This is a genomic window from Streptomyces sp. NBC_00212 (genome assembly GCF_045206365.1).
In the GTDB taxonomy this organism is placed as follows: Bacteria; Actinomycetota; Actinomycetes; order Streptomycetales; family Streptomycetaceae; genus Streptomyces.
The window spans coordinates 2,967,638-2,985,794 of record NZ_CP108115.1; the positions used below are offsets into that span (position 1 = coordinate 2,967,638).

The following is an 18,157-nucleotide window of genomic DNA, read 5'->3' on the forward strand; positions in this document are numbered from 1 at the left end:
CACACCGGACAACCTTTGACGCTTCCTGAGCGTCGGGGGCAACTCGCGTGCGCCGCGCCGCCGGACCCGGCATCCTCTGCGGCATGGACGACGGCATGGACGACATCACCACCCTCGACCGGCGCCAAGGGCCCCACGGGGAAGTCGTGCTGCGGCAGCGCGGGTCCCATTTCGAGATCATCGCCAACGGGTGCTTCCTCATGGACACGTCGGACGGCCGCTCGGAACGCCTTCTCATCGATGCGGCGTACGACACACTTCTGCCAGCCTCCAGCCGCCCCTCCGTTCTCATCGGCGGACTCGGCGTCGGCTTCTCGCTCGCACATGCGGCGCAGGACCCCCGCTGGGGCCAAATCGCCGTGGTGGAGAGGGAACAGGCCATCATCGACTGGCACCGGGCAGGTCCACTTGGCGCCATTTCCGGCCCGGCTCTGTCCGATTCGCGTACCCGGATCATCCCCGCCGATCTGGTCGATTACGTACGTACCGCACAGGACACCTTCGACGCGCTCTGCCTCGACATCGACAACGGGCCCGAGTGGACCGTCACCGAGGGCAACGGCGGACTGTACTCACCGGACGGACTCGCCCACTGCGCACGGCGGTTGAGCCCCGGCGGGGTGCTCGCCGTGTGGTCCGCGCGGCCGTCCGACACCTTTGAACAGGCTCTCCGTAATGCCGGATTCACTGGGGTAAATACCAAAGAGATCCGAGTTGCCCGGGGCGTCCCTGACGTGGTCCATCTCGGCGTTCGCCCTGCGTAGCCGAGACACGGAAAGTGCCTCTAGTCTCTGACCGACACAGGGGATCACCCCACGGATCCCCGGGCGAGCACAGTCAGGGCGGGGCAACCGATGGAGCAGACACACACCGGCCACAACGGCGTCGCGGCGACCCCCGGCGCCCAGCGCAGGGTGCTGGTCGTCGAGGACGACACGACGATCGTCGACGCCATCGCGGCCCGTCTGCGGGCCGAGGGCTTCCAGGTGCAAACGGCTGTCGACGGCCCCGCCGCCGTCGACACGGCCGAGGCCTGGCAGCCGGACCTGATGGTCCTCGACATCATGCTGCCGGGCTTCGACGGCCTGGAGGTCTGCCGCCGGGTCCAGGCCCGGCGGCCCGTGCCGGTCCTCATGCTGACGGCGCGCGACGACGAGACGGACATGCTCGTCGGGCTCGGCGTCGGCGCGGACGACTACATGACCAAGCCGTTCTCGATGCGCGAGCTCGCGGCCCGCGTACACGTCCTGCTGCGCCGGGTGGAGCGGGCCGCGCTGGCCGCCACCACGCCGCGCACGGGCATACTGCGCCTCGGCGAGCTGGAGATCGACCACGCGCAGCGCCGGGTACGGGTGCGCGGCGAGGACGTCCACCTGACGCCGACCGAGTTCGACCTGCTGAGCTGCCTGGCGAACACGCCGCGCGCCGTGCTGTCCCGCGAGCAGCTGCTCGCCGAGGTGTGGGACTGGGCCGACGCGTCCGGCACCCGCACCGTCGACAGCCACATCAAGGCGCTGCGCCGGAAGATCGGGGCCGAGCGCATCCGTACGGTCCACGGCGTCGGCTACGCGCTGGAGACCCCCGCGCCATGAGCCGGGCCGGAGACCGGGCCCGGCAGCTGCGCGGCAGCGGCGAGCGGCCCGGCTGGGACGAGCCGGCCAGGCGCGGCGGCTGGGCCAGGACCAGGCGCGTACTGCGCGGCCAGGTCGTGGCGGGGCTGCGGTCGGTCTCCATATCGATCAAGACCAAGCTCGGCACGCTGGTCGTGGTCTCCGTCTTCATCACGACCGGGCTGCTCATGGTGGCCCTGCAGACCCGCACCGAGCTCCGCTTCATCACGGTCTTCTCGGTGATAGCGACCCTGCTGATCACCCAGTTCGTCGCCCACGGGCTCACCGCCCCGCTGGACGAGATGAACACCGTCGCCCGCGCCATCTCGCACGGGGACTACACGCGCCGGGTGCGCGGCGCCGACCGCCGCGACGAGCTCGGCGACCTCGCGGGCACCATCAACCGCATGGCCGACGACCTGGAGGCCGTGGACCGGCACCGCAAGGAACTCGTGGCGAATGTCTCGCACGAGCTGCGCACGCCGATCGCGGCGCTGCGCGCGGTCCTGGAGAACGTCGTGGACGGCGTCTCCGCGGCCGACCCGGAGACGATGCGCACGGCCCTCAAGCAGACCGAGCGCCTGGGCCGCCTGGTCGAGACCCTGCTCGACCTGTCCCGCCTGGACAACGGCGTGGTGACGCTGCGGGCCCACCGCTTCGAGGTGTGGCCCTACCTGTCGGGCGTCCTCAAGGAAGCCAACCTGGCGGCCGCCCAGCGCAGGCTGTCCTCGGGCTCCGGCAACCACCAGCGCGCCGACGTCCACCTCCACCTGGACGTCTCGCCGCCCGAGCTGACCGCGCACGCGGACGCCGAGCGGCTGCACCAGGTCGTGGCGAATCTCATCGACAACGCGGTCAAGCACTCCCCGCCGCACGGCCGCGTGACCGTACGGGCCCGGCGCGGCCCGCAGCCCGAGTCGCTCGATCTTGAGGTCCTGGACGAGGGACCGGGCATCCCGCAGTCCGAGTGGCACCGGGTCTTCGAGCGGTTCAACCGCGGCACCGCGCCCTCCCCGCACGGCCCGGGAAGCGACGGCGGCACGGGACTCGGCCTCGCGATCGCGCGCTGGGCGGTGGATCTTCACGGTGGCCGGATCGGCGTGGCCGAATCCGCACGCGGCTGCCGGATCCAGGTCACCCTCCCGGGCGCCCCGCGCCAGCAAAGTTGACGTAAAGTTCGAACCGGAAGCAGCCGTTCTGCGTGGTCTTCGGCAGAAGCGGTCGATCAGGGGTGCGGGCCACGGGGCCGTAGCCGCACTGTCGCGTACCCGAAGCGGCTCGCGCAGCAGCGGAACCACGCTTGTTTCCCGCCATTTCAGAGCCCGAAACCCGGGTTCCGGTGTGACTTACACGACTGTGGCATGCCTGGCCTGCACGTCCAGGCCAGGGAGGCGTAGCCTTTATTTCCGCTGTCCATCACCTTGTGAAGCGGAAGAGGGCGGTTACCGCCGTGTCGTCTCAGTCCCCCAGTAATTCGAGCGTCTCGACCGACCAAGACGGGCAGGGCAAGAACCCTGCGGCCGGCTTTGGTGCCAATGAGTGGCTTGTCGACGAGATCTATCAGCAGTACCTCCAGGACCCCAATTCGGTCGACCGCGCCTGGTGGGACTTCTTCGCCGACTACAAGCCGGGTGCAACCGGCACGGCGGACAAGCCTGTTCAGGGTGCTCCCACCGCAGCCGCGCCCACCGCTGCCGCAGCCGCGCCTGCCGCAGCTGCTCCGGCCGCACCCGCGGCTCCGGCCCAGGCCGCCCCAGCCCCCGCGGCGCCGGCCACCCCGGCCGCCGCTCCGGCACCGGCACCGGCCAAGGCCGTCCCCGCGGCCGCTGCTCCGGCTCCGGCGAAGCCCGCGGCCGCCGCCGCGCCCGCCAAGCCTGCGGCCAAGGCGGCCGAGGCCACCGAGGCCCCGGCCGGTCCCGAGTACGTGACGCTGCGCGGCCCCGCCGCCGCGGTCGCCAAGAACATGAACGCCTCCATCGAGGTCCCCACGGCCACGTCCGTGCGCGCGGTCCCGGTGAAGCTGCTGTTCGACAACCGCATCGTCATCAACAACCACCTCAAGCGCGCCCGGGGCGGGAAGATCTCCTTCACGCACCTCATCGGGTACGCCATGGTGCAGGCCATCAAGGCCATGCCGTCGATGAACCACTCCTTCGTCGAGAAGGACGGCAAGCCGACCCTGGTCAAGCCGGAGCACATCAACTTCGGCCTGGCCATCGACCTGGTGAAGCCCAACGGCGACCGCCAGCTCGTCGTCGCCGGCATCAAGAAGGCCGAGACGCTCGACTTCTTCGAGTTCTGGCAGGCGTACGAGGACATCGTCCGCCGGGCCCGGAACAACAAGCTGACGATGGACGACTTCACGGGCGTCACCGTCTCGCTGACCAACCCCGGCGGCCTCGGCACCGTGCACTCCGTGCCGCGTCTGATGCCCGGTCAGTCGGTCATCATGGGCGTCGGCTCGATGGACTACCCGGCCGAGTTCCAGGGCACCTCCCAGGACACCCTGAACAAGCTGGGCATCTCGAAGGTGATGACCCTCACCTCGACGTACGACCACCGGGTCATCCAGGGCGCCGCGTCCGGCGAGTTCCTGCGCATCGTCGCCAACCTGCTGCTCGGCGACAACGGCTTCTTCGACGACATCTTCGAGGCGCTGCGCATCCCCTACGAGCCGGTCCGCTGGCTCAAGGACATCGACGCCTCGCACGACGACGACGTCACGAAGGCCGCCCGCGTCTTCGAGCTGATCCACTCCTACCGGGTCCGCGGCCACGTCATGGCCGACACCGACCCGCTGGAGTACCGCCAGCGCAAGCACCCCGACCTGGACATCACCGAGCACGGCCTCACCCTGTGGGACCTGGAGCGGGAGTTCGCGGTCGGCGGCTTCGCCGGCAAGTCCCTGATGAAGCTGCGCGACGTCCTCGGCGTCCTGCGCGACTCGTACTGCCGCACCACCGGCATCGAGTTCATGCACATCCAGGACCCCAAGCAGCGCAAGTGGATCCAGGACCGCGTCGAGCGCTCGCACTCCAAGCCGGAGCGCGAGGAGCAGCTGCGCATCCTGCGCCGCCTGAACGCGGCCGAGGCGTTCGAGACGTTCCTGCAGACCAAGTACGTCGGCCAGAAGCGCTTCTCGCTCGAAGGCGGCGAGTCGGTCATCCCGCTGCTCGACGCCGTCATCGACAGCGCCGCCGAGTCGCGCCTGGACGAGGTCGTCATCGGCATGGCCCACCGCGGCCGCCTGAACGTGCTCGCCAACATCGTCGGCAAGTCGTACGCGCAGATCTTCCGCGAGTTCGAGGGCAACCTCGACCCGAAGTCGATGCACGGCTCCGGCGACGTGAAGTACCACCTGGGCGCCTCGGGCACCTTCACCGGTCTGGACGGCGAGCAGATCAAGGTCTCGCTCGTCGCGAACCCCTCGCACCTGGAGGCGGTCGACCCGGTCCTGGAGGGTGTCGCCCGCGCCAAGCAGGACGTCATCAACAAGGGCGGCACGGACTTCACGGTCCTGCCGGTCGCCCTGCACGGTGACGCGGCCTTCGCCGGCCAGGGTGTCGTCGCCGAGACCCTGAACATGTCGCAGCTGCGCGGCTACCGCACCGGCGGCACGGTCCACATCGTCATCAACAACCAGGTCGGCTTCACCGCCGCCCCGGAGTCGTCGCGCTCGTCCATGTACGCCACCGACGTGGCCCGCATGATCGAGGCGCCGATCATCCACGTGAACGGTGACGACCCGGAGGCCGTGGTCCGCGTCGCGCGGCTCGCCTTCGAGTTCCGCCAGACGTTCAACAAGGACGTCGTGATCGACCTCATCTGCTACCGCCGCCGCGGTCACAACGAGGGCGACAACCCGCAGTTCACCAACCCGCAGATGTACAACCTGATCGACAAGAAGCGCTCGGTGCGCAAGCTCTACACCGAGTCGCTCATCGGTCGCGGCGACATCACCCTGGAAGAGGCCGAGCAGGCCCTGCAGGACTTCCAGGGCCAGCTGGAGAAGGTGTTCGCGGAGGTCCGCGAGGCCACCACCTCGGCGTCGGGCGAGGTCCACTCGACCGACCCGCAGGCCCAGTTCCCGGTCGCGGTCACCACGGCGGTCTCCCAGGAGATCGTCAAGCGCATCGCCGAGTCGCAGGTGAACATCCCGGAGCGGATCACCGTCCACCCGCGTCTGATGCCGCAGATGCAGCGCCGCGCCGCCTCGGTCGAGGACGGCACGATCGACTGGGGCACGGGCGAGACCCTGGCCATCGGCTCGCTCCTCATGGAGGGCGTCCCGGTCCGTCTTTCCGGCCAGGACACCCGCCGCGGCACCTTCGGCCAGCGCCACGCGGTCCTGGTCGACCAGGTCACGGGCGAGGACTACACGCCGCTGATGTACCTCTCCGAGGACCAGGCGCGCTACAACGTCTACGACTCGCTGCTCTCCGAGTACGCGGCGATGGGCTTCGAGTACGGCTACTCGCTGGCCCGTCCCGAGTCCCTGGTGATGTGGGAGGCGCAGTTCGGCGACTTCGTCAACGGCGCCCAGACGGTCGTGGACGAGTTCATCTCCTCGGCCGAGCAGAAGTGGGGCCAGACCTCCGGCGTCACGCTGCTGCTGCCGCACGGCTACGAGGGCCAGGGCCCGGACCACTCGTCCGCCCGCCCGGAGCGCTTCCTCCAGATGTGCGCGCAGAACAACATGACGGTCGCGATGCCGACGCTGCCGTCGAACTACTTCCACCTGCTGCGCTGGCAGGTCCACAACCCGCACCACAAGCCGCTGATCGTCTTCACCCCGAAGTCGATGCTGCGTCTGAAGGCTGCGGCGTCGAAGGCCGAGGAGTTCACCAACGGCGGCTTCCGCCCGGTGATCGGCGACGAGCACGTGGACGCGAGCGCGGTCCGCAAGGTCGTCTTCTGCGCGGGCAAGGTCTACTACGACCTGGCCGCCGAGCGCGAGAAGCGCGGCGCCACGGACGCTGCGGCTGCCAACACGGCGATTATCCGCATCGAGCGCCTGTACCCGCTGCCGGGTGCCGAGCTCCAGGCGGAGATCGCCAAGTTCCCGAACGCCGAGAAGTACCTGTGGGCCCAGGAGGAGCCGGCGAACCAGGGTGCCTGGCCGTTCATCGCGCTCAACCTGATCGACCACCTGGACCTGGCCGTCGGCGCGGACGTGCCGCACGGCGAGCGCCTGCGCCGCATCTCGCGGCCGCACGGCTCGTCCCCGGCGGTGGGCTCGAAGAAGCGCCACGAGCAGGAGCAGGAGCAGCTGGTGAACGAGGTCTTCGAGGCCTAGGCCTTCGAGGGGGCCGGGTCTTTCGAGGCCCGGCCCGCACCTCCTGTCGTACGCATGCGAAGGGCCCGGCATCCCGCGTTGGCGGGGCTGCCGGGCCCTTCGGCGTAACTGCCGTCAGCTCTCGTCGTCGTCCTCGTGGTCGGCACCCCCGGGCGGGGGCACGCGTATGACCACGCTGCCGCTGGCCAGGTCTATCGGACCGCGCCCGGGGTCGGAGTCGCCGACCTCGTCGAGCGTGATCTCCAGCCGCCGGCGCTCCTCTTCCGTGTGCCGTCGCCCGGGCGCGAACAGCTCGTCGAGCCCACCGAACATCCGAAGCCACCTCCGTCAGCCGTCCCGTACTCACATAACGCTGTGCGGCGCCTGTCAGATCCCGATCATGGCTGCCGGATCCGCCGGCGCGCCCCGCGGGACGCTCGGGAGCGGTGGCATCGCGGTACCCCGCCCCCGTCCAGCGAAGCACGGCACGGGGGCGCCGACACCTCCGGAGCGGCGCCGGCCTTCGGCGGTGGGGCGGCTCACATGGTCGGTACGGCGAGTCCGGACGCCAACTCGGGGTGCCGGCGGCGCAGTTCGCCGACGAGCCGCTGAAGCGGGGAATCGGCGCTCACGTTGGCGACGGTGGCCCGGATCGGCAGCATGACGTCGTCCCCGGACCGCAGGGTCAGCCGCACGCCCCGCATTTCCATCTCCTTCCGCGTTCCGAAGGTCCGCACGGTCGTCCGTTCCCTGACCACGGCCGCCGCGACCACGTCCCCCACAGCCACCGTTCCGGACGGCGGCAGCCCGTTCTTCACGCCGGCCCGCGGCGTCTTCCACGAGATGGCCCGGGCGTCGATCCGCACCCACACCTGGGAGGGCAGCGCGAGGAGCCGGACGATCATGATCAGCGCGGCGGCCCCGATCACCGTCTGGAGGACGACGGACGAAAGACTTATGGCGATGGCGAACAGGCCGCCACCCAGGAAAAGGGACGCTCCGACCGCTTGGCGCGTCGTGAATATCTGGACCTTCAAGACCAACCCCGGAACATCAGAAGAAAGCCGCCCGCGAGAATACGGACGGCGCAGCGGCTGGACCGCTGCTAGACGGCGGTGCTCAGTCCCTGCGCGAACTCCGGCCGCCGGCGGCGCAGTTCATCGAGGAGCTGCGAGAACGGCGACCCGGCGACGAGATGTGCGGCCAGTCCCCGGATCGGCAGCACGACGTGCGCGCCGCTCGTCAACTCCAGCCGGACCGCCCGCATTTCCACCTGGCGCCGGTTCCACAGCACCCGCGAGGTGGGGTGCTGCACGATCACGGCCGCGGATACGACATCGGTCAGGTCCACCGCCCCGGACGGCGAAACCTCCTGCGCGAGCAGCGACTTGTGGGCCCGCCATGACAGCGAGCCACCGTCGAAGCGCACCCACGCCTTCGAGGGCAGCAACAGACAGCGCTGCACCACGAAGACCGCGGCGACCCCGAGGATCGCGTACATCACGTAGGAGGCGACCAGTCCGGCCTCCTCGGCTTTCGCGGACTCGTGAGCGGCGGCCCAGCCGAGAAGTGCGACGGCACCGGTGCTGATCAGCACCATGTGCCGCATTTTGACAAGCTGGATCTTCACTGAATCCCCCGCCCTGGAACACAAAACGATCGGAAGCCACCACCAGCGTCCCGATGATCGGCTCATGGGGATTCAAAGCGGCCGCAAAGGGCGGGAGCAGGAGTGGCCCCCGACGGCTGCCGGATACGCTGAAGGGCGAACATCCGGTACGTCCCAGGAGCATGTTGTGTACTTCACCGACCGCGGCATCGAGGAGCTGGAGAAGCGGCGCGGCGAGGAGGAGGTCACCTTCGAGTGGCTCGCCGAGCAGTTGCGTACCTTCGTCGACCTGAACCCGGACTTCGAGGTTCCGGTCGAGCGGCTCGCCACGTGGCTGGCGCGGCTGGACGACGAGGACGAGGAAGAGTGAGCCGTCGAGGCCGAGTGGGCGGCCGAGGCCGGGTGAACTGAGGTCATCGGCGGCCGGAGTGCGGCGCGGGACGCGTAATACGCGTCAGTCGCCGGGCCGGGCGCGCATCCGGTCGTACGCGAGGCTCAGCACCCCGTGGGCGATCAGGATCGCGCCCGCCGTCGTCCAGCCGCCGCTGCGGCGCCGCAGGCCCCAGGCCGCGAGCGGGAGGCCCGCGGCGAGTTGGGCGGCGCCCAGGAGGCGGGCCCTGGGGCCGCGGACCCAGGGGCCGAGCGGGCTGTCCTCGACCGCGTCGAGTTCGGCGCGTACCGCGTCCCGCCAGCCGGACCACTCGATCGTCTCGGCGCCCTGCGCGGCGGCCACCGAACGCAGCCGGTCGGTCGGCTCGCCCGGGGTGAGTCCGGCGGGCAGGGCGACGCCCGTGCGGGCCAGGACCGCGATCAGGCCGAGGAGCCGGGCCCGGGCGTCGGCGGCCGAATCGGGCCGGGTCAGACCGTCGAGCGCCTCAACGTCGAATACGGGGTCGAGGCTCAGCCGGGCCGCGAACGTCCGCATCGCCTCGCCCTCGCCGACCGGGGTGCCGTCGGCGAGCCAGACGTAGCCGACCGTACGACGGAAGCCCGAGGCCAGGGTGTAGCCCGCCCTGGAGTCGTCCCACCACAGCGCGATCGCGGGCCAGCCCGCACCGACCGTGAGCGCCCCCGCCCAGCCCGCGAGCACCTGGTCGACGGGATCGGCGCCGGTCAGCCAGGGTTTGGCCGCGGGGACCAGCACGCTCCAGCCGTCACCCGCGGGAGCAAGGAGCATGCGCTCGCGCAACAGATGGGCGACCGGGCGGACCGCCGGGGGGTCGGCGCGGCAGAGGAGCAGCGCTCCGGGGGCGACGGGAGGGGCGACGGGCATGATCCATACGCTAGGGCATGCATCACCCGATTTCGCCCTATTGATATGCGCATGAGCCCGTATCGGATCGCCCGGACCGCCCCTTGACTTTCCCCAACCGCGATATATCGTGTCTAGCGAGAGACGCGATATGTTGCGTCTTGTAGTACGTACCGCTCGCGGTACGCACTCCTCGCAGCACCCACGCGCCGCATCACGCGCACCACGCACTCGCGGTACCCACCCGCGGAACGCACTCGCATCGCCCAGGAGGTCAGCACATGTCCGAGTCCACGTGGACCGTCCCAGACTCGCGGAAGCTCACCTTCGACGAGGTCGACGAGCCGGTCACGAAGCTGCATGTGCGCATCGTCAACGGAACGGTGAACGTCGTGGGCACCGAGGAAAGTTCCGCCCGCCTTGAGATCTCGTCGGTCGAAGGGCCACCCCTGATCGTGACGCGGAGCGGGTCCACGCTCACCGTCGCCTACGAGGACCTGCCCTGGCGCGGCTTCCTCAAGTGGCTCGACCCCAAGGGCTGGAACCGCAGCGCGGTGGTCTCGCTCGTGGTGCCGGCCGACGCGGACGTCGAGGTCGGCACGATCGGCGCCGGCGCCGTGGTCTCCGGGATACGGGGGCGCACGGAGGTGCGCGGCGTCAGCGGTGACACCACCCTGGTCAAGCTCGCGGGCCCGGTCCGGGCCGAGAGCGTCACCGGCAATCTGGAGGCCCAGGCGGTCACCGGCGAGCTGCGCTTCAAGTCGGTCTCCGGCGATCTGACGGTCGTCGAAGGCGCCGGGGGCCGGGTGGCGGCGGAGTCGGTGAGCGGCGACATGGTGCTCGACCTCGACCCGGGTGCGAAGGCCACCGACATCCGGCTGACCACGGTGTCCGGCGAGGTCGCCATCCGGCTGCCGCACCCGGCCGACGCCCACGTCGAGGCCAACACCGCGAGCGGGGTCGTCTCCAGCGCGTTCGAGGACCTGCGGGTCAGCGGGCAGTGGGGCACGAAGAAGCTCACCGGCACGCTGGGGGCGGGCAACGGCACGCTCAAGGCGACGACGGTCTCCGGCTCGATCGCGCTCCTGCGCAGGCCGGCGGACGAGGAACCGCCGTTCGAGGACGCGGGGCCCAGGGCCGCGGAACCTGCCGCCCCGGGGCCCGAGGACGCGTCCTCCCCTGTCGACGACCAGTCCGGCTCGGCCGGCTCGACCAAGAAGGTGCTCTGACATGCCCCCCGTCTTCGCCCACGGCCGCCTCCGCCTCTACCTCCTCAAGCTGCTCGACGAGGCGCCGCGCCACGGGTACGAGGTGATCCGGCTGCTTGAGGAGCGTTTCCAGGGGCTGTACGCGCCCAGCGCCGGCACCGTCTACCCGCGGCTCGCCAAGCTGGAGGCCGAGGGGCTCGTCACGCACACCACCGAGGGTGGCCGCAAGGTCTACTCGATCACCGACGCGGGCCGCGCGGAGTTGGCGGGCCGGGGCGGTGAACTGGCCGATCTGGAGCTGGAGATCCGCGAGTCCGTCTCCGAACTCGCCGCCGAGATCCGCGACGACGTACGCGGTGCGGCGGGCAGCCTCCGCGACGACATGCGCCGCGCGGCCCGCGAAGCACGTACGGGGCAGGCGCCGGCGGGCGGCGGCCGGGGCGCCCGGAAGGGGTTTCCCGAGGCCTCCGACTTCTTCGACAGCCCGTGGGGCGACAGCGAGGCCTGGCAGCAGGCGAAGGCGGAGTTCAAGCGCGCGAAGCAGGAGTGGAAGGAGCAGGCGCGCCGGGCGAAGGACGAGTCCCGGCGGGCCCGCGACGAGGCGCAGCAGGCCCGCCGCCAGGCCAAGGAGGCCCAGGACAACGCGCGCGAGGAGATGCAGCGGGTCGCCCGGGACGTCCAGCGCCAGGTGCAGGAGCACTTCGCGCGGGGCGACTGGCCGACGGGTGTGCGCGAGGGGCTCGCGGAGATCACCAAGGAGCTGGGCCGGTTCGGGCTCGGCCAGCCGCCGGCGTCGTCGCCGGAGGCGGACGTCACGGTCGAGCGGGTGGACCTCGGCAAGCCGGGCGCCGAGACCCGGCCCGGGCCGGATGCCGCGGATGAGCCGGAGTGGGCGCGGGAGGAGCCGTCCGACAACCCGGCGCGTGACCTCGACCGGCTCCTCGACCGCTTCCGGGACGACATCAGGGACGCGGCCCGGGACCACGGGGTGACACAGTCCCAACTGGCCGAGGCCCGCCGCCACTTGGCCTCGGCGGCGGCCCACATCGGAGCGGCCCTGCGCCCGCGCCAGCGCTAGCGGGGTGGGGCGCCCTCAGGCCGCCTGGGGCTCCGCCCCAGACCCCGTTCGCGCCTGAAGGGCGCTCGTCCTCAAACGCCGGACGGGCTGAAGATGCCCGACGCGGCCAGCATCGCCCCTGCCAGGGGCGCGGGGAACTGCGCGACCAGCCCCCACCGGCCCGCAGCGAAGTAACGGCCCGGGGGGCTGAGGCGCAGCCCCAGAAAACGGACCTCCCCCTCCCTCCTCACCCCCCGGCGGGTTTAGGGAAGGGGCGGGGAGGGGCCATCGGGGTCTGGGGCGGAGCCCCAGGAGGCCCGGGCCGTCCAACCCCGAGCAACGGGCGGGCGGGTGGGCAAACCCCGCCCCCCTAACCCCCCGCCCCGAACAACACCCTCTCCACACCCCCGTACGTCCCCCCAAACTCCGCGAGGACCTCCCCCGCCAACCCCGGCATCGCGGTGAGCGCCAGGAGCAGATGCTCGTCGCCGATGTATTTCTGCTTGCGGGCCAGCGCCATCCTGAGGGACTTCTCCAGCACCTTCTTGGAGCCCTTCGTGAAGGACGGCCGTCCCGAGGGCCATGCCCGGCCCGGCTCCGCGCCGGACAGCGCGCCCGGCCCGTGGGTCTCTTCCACCCGAGCCACGATCTCCTCGACGGAGATGCCCAGCCCAGCCAGCGCGTCCTCGTCCGCCTTGGACATGCCGCCCCGGCGCCGCGCGGCGGCCAGCGCCTCGGCGACTTCGGCGCGCCGGTCGGTGACGCCGAGGGAGGTGAGCGCGAAGGCCGCCTTGGTGCCCTCGCGGTCGAGGAGGGCGAGCAGCAGGTGTTCCTCGGTCACCACCGGGGACCCGGCACGCGAGGCGTGCTCGACCGCACCCGCCACCACCCCACGGGCGTTCGTCGTGAATCGCTCGAACATCAATTCCTCCCGTGCTTCTTGTGGACGGCCTGCCGGCTGACCCCCAGCTCGGCGGCGATCTCCTGCCATGACCAGCCCTGGTTGCGGGCGCTTCGTACCTGTACGGATTCGAGCTGTTCCAGGAGCCGGCGCAGCGCGGCGACGGCTCGCAGTCCGACCCTCGGGTCGCGGTCGCCGGCTCGTGCGGCGAGATCGGTGGCCTCGGTCATGCATGTCAACTTACATTGACACCCAGGACTCGTCAACCCTGGTTGACATCACGCCCATGCAGAAGCACGCCCACGCGAAAGGCCGCGGCCCCCGCGCACTCGTACGCGCGGAACCGCGGCCATCAGCCCCCACCGACACCCTCACCCACGCCTCACCCCACGGTGAGGACCACCTTCCCGAACAGGTCCCCCGACGCCACCTTCTCGAAGCCCTCGCGTGCCCGGTCCAGCGGGAGCACCTCGTCGATGACGGGGCGTACGCCCGTCGCCGAGCAGAACGCGAGCAGGTCCTCCAGCTCGTCCTTCGTGCCCATCGTGGAGCCGACGACCTTGAGCTCCAGGAAGAAGATGCGGGTCAGTTCGGCGTGTGCGGGGCGGTCGCCGCTGGTGGCGCCCGAGATGACCAGAGTTCCGCCGGGACGCAGGGACTTGACCGAGTGCGACCAGGTCGCGGCCCCCACCGTCTCGATCACCGCGTCGACCCGCTGCGGCAGCCGCGCACCGGGCTCGTACGCCTCGACCGCGCCCAGTTCCACGGCCCGCCTGCGCTTGGCCTCGTCGCGGCTGGTGGCGAAGACCCGCAGGCCGGCCGCCTTGCCGAGCACGATCGCGGCGGTGGCGACGCCGCCCCCCGCACCCTGCACCAGGACCGAATCCCCGGGCCGCACCCCGGCGTTGGTGAAGAGCATCCGGTACGCCGTCAGCCAGGCGGTCGGCATGCAGGCCGCCTCCGCGAAGCTCAGCTCCTTCGGCTTCGGCAGGACGTTCCAGGTGGGGACAACGACCTGCTCGGCGAAGGTGCCCTGGTACTTCTCGGTGAGGATCGAGCGGCCCTCGGCGGGGCCGACGCCGTGTCCTGTCTGGCCGATCACCGAGTGCAGGACGACCTCGTTGCCGTCCTGGTCGACCCCGGCCGCGTCGCAGCCGAGGATCATCGGCAGCTTGTCCTCGGTGAGTCCGACCCCGCGCAGCGACCAGATGTCGTGGTGGTTGAGGGAGGCGGCCCGTACGTCGACGAGCGTCCAGCCGGGGCGTAGCTCGGGGGCCGGCCGCTCCCCCAACTCAAGGCCGCTGAGCGGCTGGTCACGGTCGATGCGGGCGGCGTAGGCGGCGAACATGGCCCTGACCCTAGAGCGCGCGGCCCGGCCGCCGGAACCTCCCACGGCTGTGACACCCCGCACGCCGCGACCAGCCACGAAAAAGCTGTGCCGGGCTCCCCGAAGGAAAGCCCGGCACGGCTTGGTACGAACAGCTCCCGGAACGTACTACCGGCGCGCCACGCCCTCGGCGCGTGCGGCCGCCGCGACCGCCGCCGTGACGGCGGGGGCGACCCGCTCGTCGAACGGGGACGGGATGACGTAGTCCGCGGCGAGCTGGTCGCCCACGACGTCGGCCAGCGCGTTCGCCGCGGCGATCTTCATGCCCTCGGTGATCCGGGAGGCCCGGACCTGGAGGGCGCCCGCGAAGATGCCGGGGAAGGCGAGCACGTTGTTGATCTGGTTCGGGTAGTCCGAGCGGCCGGTGGCCACGACAGCGGCGTACTTGTGCGCGATGTCGGGGTGCACCTCGGGGTTCGGGTTGGCCATCGCGAAGACGAAGGCACCCGGCGCCATGGAGGCGACCGCGGGCTCGGGGACCGTACCGCCGGAGACGCCGATGAAGACGTCGGCGCCCGCGAGCGCGGTCTCCAGGGAGCCGGTCAGGCCCGCCTTGTTGGTGAGCTCGGCGAGCTCGCGCTTGACGTCCGTCAGGTCCGTCCGGTCCGTGCTGACGATGCCCTTGCGGTCCGCGACCGCCACATCGCCGAGGCCCGCTTCGAGCAGGAACTTGGCGATGGCGACACCGGCCGCACCGGCCCCGGAGATCACCGCGCGCAGGTCGCCGAGGGTGCGTCCGGTGAGCTTCGCGGCGTTGCGCAGGGCGGCCAGGGTGACCACGGCCGTGCCGTGCTGGTCGTCGTGGAAGACCGGGATGTCCAGGGCCTCCTGGAGCCGGCGCTCGATCTCGAAGCAGCGGGGGGCGGAGATGTCCTCCAGGTTCACCCCACCGAAGGACGGGGCGAGCCGGACCACGGTCTCGATGATCTCGTCCGTGTCGGTGGTCGCGAGCGCGATCGGAACCGCGTCGACGCCGCCGAACTGCTTGAAGAGGATCGCCTTGCCCTCCATCACGGGAAGGGACGCCTCCGGACCGATGTCACCGAGCCCGAGCACTGCCGTACCGTCCGTCACGACGGCGACCACCTGAGACTTCCAGGTGTAGTCGTGGACCAGCTCCGGGTTCTCCGCGATCGCGCTGCACACCTTGGCGACGCCCGGCGTGTACGCGAGGGACAGGTCGTCCTTGTCGCGGATCGGCACGGTGGACTGGACGGCCATCTTGCCGCCCCGGTGGAGCGCGAAGGCCGGGTCGAAGGGCTCGTCAGAACCCTCCGTGCTGCTGTCGCTGCGAGGATTGACGATCTCCGCTGCCATTGTGTTTTACCCCTTAAGTCTTCATCAGTTGAGGGTGGCCACTCCTTGTTGAGGAGGGGTGGGCGGACCCGCGTACGTTCCCCGCTGAGGGCGGTTGGCCCGCCCCGCGGGGTGGAGGTACGTACGCGCGGGCGCGCCGCACACGCGCCCTGAGCCCCGGATGAGGGGTGTAAGGATCCTTCTTACCGGACATTGACGTCCGCCGACGAGTCCATATTGGCCCAGCGCCGACGCCCGGTCACAAGCGGTCTCCGTACCGTGACACGACTCTTGGTGTGATGTCACGACAAGTCTCATACGCGGCATGGAACATGTCCACAACGCGAGATGAACCGGAGATTCTCCGGTCCCCGCGGACACTTCCCGCACATGGTCCGGCCCGGTGGGACTTGGTGTACCGGCTTGTTGGGGTTCGGGGGGTGACCCGTTATCCGATTTTGACATCTCTGCGACCCTGATTTCCGGGGTCCGAATGGCAAGATGCGACTTCACACGCGGTTCACACCGCGGTCGCGACACCCGAGGATGCGTGCACGACCACCGCCCAGGACCTGTGCGTCGTCGTTTCGTACGCACTCCATGGCCACTCCACTCAACATCTGCCGGAGGAACCCGACCATGACCGCAAGCACCACCCGCCGTACGACCGCCGCCAAGTCCCGGATTGCCGCGGTCGGCGCGATCGCGGTCGCGGGCGCCCTGCTGGTCACCGGCTGCGGTGACCAGACGAAGAAGGGCTCGGCCCCCGACTCCTCGGGCTCCAGCTCCGCCCCGCTCTTCTCCAAGCTGCCCGCGAACATCCAGAAGGCCGGCGTCATCAAGGTCGGTACGGACGCCACGTACGCGCCCATGGAGTTCAAGCAGGGCGAGACCATCGTCGGCATCGACCCCGACATCGCCGCCGCCCTCGGCAAGCAGCTCGGCGTGAAGTTCGAGTTCACCAGCGGCACCTTCGACACCCTCCTCGGAGCGCTGCCGACCGGCCGCTACGACGCGGTCATGTCCTCGGTGAGCGACACCAAGGCCCGCCAGCAGGGCCTCGACAAGGACGGCAAGAAGACCGGTACGGGCGTCGACTTCGTCGACTACTACACCGCGAGCACCGGCATCCTGGTCAAGAAGGGCAACCCGGAGGGCATCAAGTCCACCGAGGACCTCTGCGGCAAGAAGATCGCCGTGCAGCGCGGCACCACCTACGAGCAGGCCGCCAAGGACCTCGCCGCCAAGTGCAAGACGGACGGCAAGGGCGAGCTGGCCTTCGAGCCCTACGCCACCGACGCCGAGGCGCAGACCCGCGTCAAGGCCGGCGGCGCGGTGGCCGACCTGAACGACTCCCCCGTCGCCGCGTACATCGCGAAGACCGCGGGCGGCGGCGCCGACTTCGAGGCGGTCGCCAACAAGTCGGACGCGGGCCCCTTCGGCATCGCGGTGGACAAGAAGAACACCCAGCTGCGCGACGCCCTCTCGGCCGCGCTGGACGCGATCATCGCGGACGGCACGTACAAGACGGCGATCGACAAGTGGGGCGGCGCGCAGGGCGCCGTCACCAAAGCAGCCATCAACGGCGGCTCCTGACCCGCGCACCACTGAAGGGCAGTCGCTGTGACTGACAAGCTCGACAAGACCCCCTCCGGTCCGGCGGACGCCGCCCCGGAGCAGGTCCCGCCGGACATCATCCGTGCCATCCCGGTGCGCCACTACGGCCGCTGGATCAGCGCCGTACTCGTCGTCGCCGTGCTCGGCGCGCTCGGGTACGCGTTCGCCCAGGGCAATGTGCGCTGGGCCACCGTCACGGACAAGCTGTTCGACTCCAGCATCCTGACCGGCCTGTGGCACACCGTGCTCATCAGCGTCGTCTCCATGGCCGTGGGCCTCGCGCTCGGTGTGCTGTTCGCCGTGATGCGGCTCTCGAAGAACCCGGTGACCAGTTCGGTCGCCTGGCTGTACATCTGGTTCTTCCGCGGCACCCCGGTCTACGTACAGCTCCTGATCTGGTTCAACCTGGCGCTGATCTTCCCGATCCTGAACCTCGGGTTCTACAAGGACTACATGACCGCGGTCATGACTCCGTTCCTCGCCGCCCTGCTCGGCCTCGGCCTGAACGAGGGCGCGTACATGGCGGAGATCGTCCGGGCCGGCATCCAGTCGGTGGACGAGGGCCAGACCGAGGCCTCGCACGCGCTCGGCATGACCCAGATGCAGACCATGCGCCGCGTCGTGCTCCCCCAGTCGATGCGGGTGATCATCCCGCCGACGGGCAACGAGTTCATCAACATGCTCAAGACCTCGTCCCTGGTCGTCGCCGTCCAGTACCAGGACCTGCTGCGCAGTGCCCAGGACGTCGCCGCGACCTCGTTCGCGGTGATGGAGATGCTCTTCGTCGCCTCGATCTGGTACCTGGCTCTGACCAGTGTGTTCAGCGTCGGCCAGTACTACCTGGAGCGCCGTTTCGCACGCGGTTCGCTGCGCGCCCTGCCGCCCACGCCGCTGGAGCGCATCAAGTCGAACCTGCTCTCCCTCTCCAACTGGCGGCGGTGATCC

The 18,157-nt window shown here is 70.4% G+C and carries 17 protein-coding genes; 9 read left to right on the top strand and 8 right to left on the bottom strand.

Features of this window, described 5'->3' with window-relative positions; all coding sequences use genetic code 11:
* The first annotated feature begins 83 nt into the window (after window positions 1–83).
* The 4 genes from OHA17_RS13295 (at window position 84) to OHA17_RS13310 (ending at window position 6,906) form a co-directional block, all read left to right on the top strand.
* Window positions 84–764 carry a spermidine synthase gene (locus OHA17_RS13295; RefSeq protein ID WP_406506824.1) on the top strand — a complete coding sequence of 227 codons (681 nt, stop codon included), beginning with the start codon at window positions 84–86 and terminating at the stop codon, window positions 762–764.
* 90 nt (window positions 765–854) lie between these two features.
* Window positions 855–1,592 carry a response regulator transcription factor gene (locus OHA17_RS13300; RefSeq protein WP_053730675.1) on the top strand — a complete coding sequence of 246 codons (738 nt, stop codon included), beginning with the start codon at window positions 855–857 and terminating at the stop codon, window positions 1,590–1,592.
* Window positions 1,589–2,779 (top strand): HAMP domain-containing sensor histidine kinase, encoded by a 1,191-nt coding sequence (locus OHA17_RS13305; RefSeq protein ID WP_234392399.1) that lies wholly within the window; start codon window positions 1,589–1,591, stop codon window positions 2,777–2,779. Before OHA17_RS13300 ends, OHA17_RS13305 begins: the two co-directional genes overlap by 4 nt.
* Before the next feature lie 281 nt (window positions 2,780–3,060).
* A complete protein-coding gene (locus OHA17_RS13310) occupies window positions 3,061–6,906 on the top strand; it encodes a multifunctional oxoglutarate decarboxylase/oxoglutarate dehydrogenase thiamine pyrophosphate-binding subunit/dihydrolipoyllysine-residue succinyltransferase subunit (protein ID WP_406506826.1) in 3,846 nt (1,281 codons plus the stop codon).
* Between the two features lie 114 nt (window positions 6,907–7,020).
* Here the strand turns inward: OHA17_RS13310 and OHA17_RS13315 are convergent, their stop codons facing one another.
* The 3 genes from OHA17_RS13315 to OHA17_RS13325 form a co-directional block, all read right to left on the bottom strand.
* Entirely contained in the window at window positions 7,021–7,218 is a 198-nt protein-coding gene (locus tag OHA17_RS13315; RefSeq protein WP_406506828.1) for a DUF6191 domain-containing protein, read from the bottom strand.
* A 206-nt stretch (window positions 7,219–7,424) separates the two neighbouring features.
* The gene (locus OHA17_RS13320; RefSeq protein ID WP_406506830.1) at window positions 7,425–7,922 is read right to left on the bottom strand and encodes a hypothetical protein; all 498 of its coding nucleotides are present in this window, start codon (window positions 7,920–7,922) and stop codon (window positions 7,425–7,427) included.
* A 68-nt stretch (window positions 7,923–7,990) separates the two neighbouring features.
* Window positions 7,991–8,485, bottom strand: a complete 495-nt coding sequence (locus OHA17_RS13325; RefSeq protein ID WP_406506832.1) for a hypothetical protein — start codon at window positions 8,483–8,485, stop codon at window positions 7,991–7,993.
* Between the two features lie 196 nt (window positions 8,486–8,681).
* Here OHA17_RS13325 and OHA17_RS13330 point away from each other — a divergent pair, with 196 nt between their 5' ends.
* Window positions 8,682–8,864: a DUF6104 family protein gene (locus tag OHA17_RS13330; protein ID WP_053730670.1), complete on the top strand. Its 183-nt coding sequence runs from the start codon at window positions 8,682–8,684 to the stop codon at window positions 8,862–8,864.
* 84 nt (window positions 8,865–8,948) lie between these two features.
* Here OHA17_RS13330 and OHA17_RS13335 read toward each other — a convergent pair whose 3' ends face one another.
* Window positions 8,949–9,767 carry a hypothetical protein gene (locus tag OHA17_RS13335; protein ID WP_406506834.1) on the bottom strand — a complete coding sequence of 273 codons (819 nt, stop codon included), beginning with the start codon at window positions 9,765–9,767 and terminating at the stop codon, window positions 8,949–8,951.
* Between the two features lie 260 nt (window positions 9,768–10,027).
* Here OHA17_RS13335 and OHA17_RS13340 point away from each other — a divergent pair, with 260 nt between their 5' ends.
* The gene (locus OHA17_RS13340; protein ID WP_406506836.1) at window positions 10,028–10,975 is read left to right on the top strand and encodes a DUF4097 family beta strand repeat-containing protein; all 948 of its coding nucleotides are present in this window, start codon (window positions 10,028–10,030) and stop codon (window positions 10,973–10,975) included.
* Between the two features lies 1 nt (window position 10,976).
* Window positions 10,977–12,032: a helix-turn-helix transcriptional regulator gene (locus tag OHA17_RS13345; protein ID WP_406506838.1), complete on the top strand. Its 1,056-nt coding sequence runs from the start codon at window positions 10,977–10,979 to the stop codon at window positions 12,030–12,032.
* Between the two features lie 349 nt (window positions 12,033–12,381).
* Here OHA17_RS13345 and OHA17_RS13350 read toward each other — a convergent pair whose 3' ends face one another.
* The 4 genes from OHA17_RS13350 to OHA17_RS13365 all read right to left on the bottom strand — a co-directional run bounded on the left by OHA17_RS13350 (window position 12,382) and on the right by OHA17_RS13365 (window position 15,616).
* The gene (locus OHA17_RS13350) at window positions 12,382–12,933 is read right to left on the bottom strand and encodes a Clp protease N-terminal domain-containing protein (RefSeq protein ID WP_406506840.1); all 552 of its coding nucleotides are present in this window, start codon (window positions 12,931–12,933) and stop codon (window positions 12,382–12,384) included.
* Window positions 12,933–13,142 carry a helix-turn-helix domain-containing protein gene (locus tag OHA17_RS13355; RefSeq protein WP_053730665.1) on the bottom strand — a complete coding sequence of 70 codons (210 nt, stop codon included), beginning with the start codon at window positions 13,140–13,142 and terminating at the stop codon, window positions 12,933–12,935. The genes OHA17_RS13350 and OHA17_RS13355 overlap by 1 nt, the downstream gene beginning before the upstream one ends.
* Window positions 13,143–13,294: 152 nt before the next feature.
* Entirely contained in the window at window positions 13,295–14,260 is a 966-nt protein-coding gene (locus tag OHA17_RS13360; protein ID WP_406506842.1) for a zinc-binding dehydrogenase, read from the bottom strand.
* 147 nt (window positions 14,261–14,407) lie between these two features.
* A complete protein-coding gene (locus OHA17_RS13365; protein WP_406506844.1) occupies window positions 14,408–15,616 on the bottom strand; it encodes an NADP-dependent malic enzyme in 1,209 nt (402 codons plus the stop codon).
* Between the two features lie 618 nt (window positions 15,617–16,234).
* On the opposite strand from OHA17_RS13365, the gene OHA17_RS13370 reads away from it, so the two are divergent.
* Window positions 16,235–17,191: an ABC transporter substrate-binding protein gene (locus OHA17_RS13370; RefSeq protein ID WP_398876205.1), complete on the top strand. Its 957-nt coding sequence runs from the start codon at window positions 16,235–16,237 to the stop codon at window positions 17,189–17,191.
* Window positions 17,192–17,218: 27 nt separating this feature from the next.
* Window positions 17,219–18,154 (top strand): amino acid ABC transporter permease, encoded by a 936-nt coding sequence (locus OHA17_RS13375; protein WP_053730661.1) that lies wholly within the window; start codon window positions 17,219–17,221, stop codon window positions 18,152–18,154.
* Window positions 18,155–18,157 lie beyond the last annotated feature (3 nt).

Bases quoted from the DNA above. Each gene is read 5' to 3' on its own strand.
- OHA17_RS13295 (WP_406506824.1), top strand. From the start codon at position 84: ATGGACGACGGCATGGACGACATCACCACCCTCGACCGGCGCCAAGGG.
- OHA17_RS13300 (WP_053730675.1), top strand. From the start codon at position 855: ATGGAGCAGACACACACCGGCCACAACGGCGTCGCGGCGACCCCCGGC.
- OHA17_RS13305 (WP_234392399.1), top strand. From the start codon at position 1,589: ATGAGCCGGGCCGGAGACCGGGCCCGGCAGCTGCGCGGCAGCGGCGAG.
- OHA17_RS13315 (WP_406506828.1), bottom strand. From the start codon at position 7,218: ATGTTCGGTGGGCTCGACGAGCTGTTCGCGCCCGGGCGACGGCACACG.
- OHA17_RS13325 (WP_406506832.1), bottom strand. From the start codon at position 8,485: ATGGTGCTGATCAGCACCGGTGCCGTCGCACTTCTCGGCTGGGCCGCC.
- OHA17_RS13335 (WP_406506834.1), bottom strand. From the start codon at position 9,767: ATGCCCGTCGCCCCTCCCGTCGCCCCCGGAGCGCTGCTCCTCTGCCGC.
- OHA17_RS13340 (WP_406506836.1), top strand. From the start codon at position 10,028: ATGTCCGAGTCCACGTGGACCGTCCCAGACTCGCGGAAGCTCACCTTC.
- OHA17_RS13345 (WP_406506838.1), top strand. From the start codon at position 10,977: ATGCCCCCCGTCTTCGCCCACGGCCGCCTCCGCCTCTACCTCCTCAAG.
- OHA17_RS13350 (WP_406506840.1), bottom strand. From the start codon at position 12,933: ATGTTCGAGCGATTCACGACGAACGCCCGTGGGGTGGTGGCGGGTGCG.
- OHA17_RS13355 (WP_053730665.1), bottom strand. From the start codon at position 13,142: ATGACCGAGGCCACCGATCTCGCCGCACGAGCCGGCGACCGCGACCCG.
- OHA17_RS13360 (WP_406506842.1), bottom strand. From the start codon at position 14,260: ATGTTCGCCGCCTACGCCGCCCGCATCGACCGTGACCAGCCGCTCAGC.
- OHA17_RS13365 (WP_406506844.1), bottom strand. From the start codon at position 15,616: ATGGCAGCGGAGATCGTCAATCCTCGCAGCGACAGCAGCACGGAGGGT.
- OHA17_RS13370 (WP_398876205.1), top strand. From the start codon at position 16,235: ATGACCGCAAGCACCACCCGCCGTACGACCGCCGCCAAGTCCCGGATT.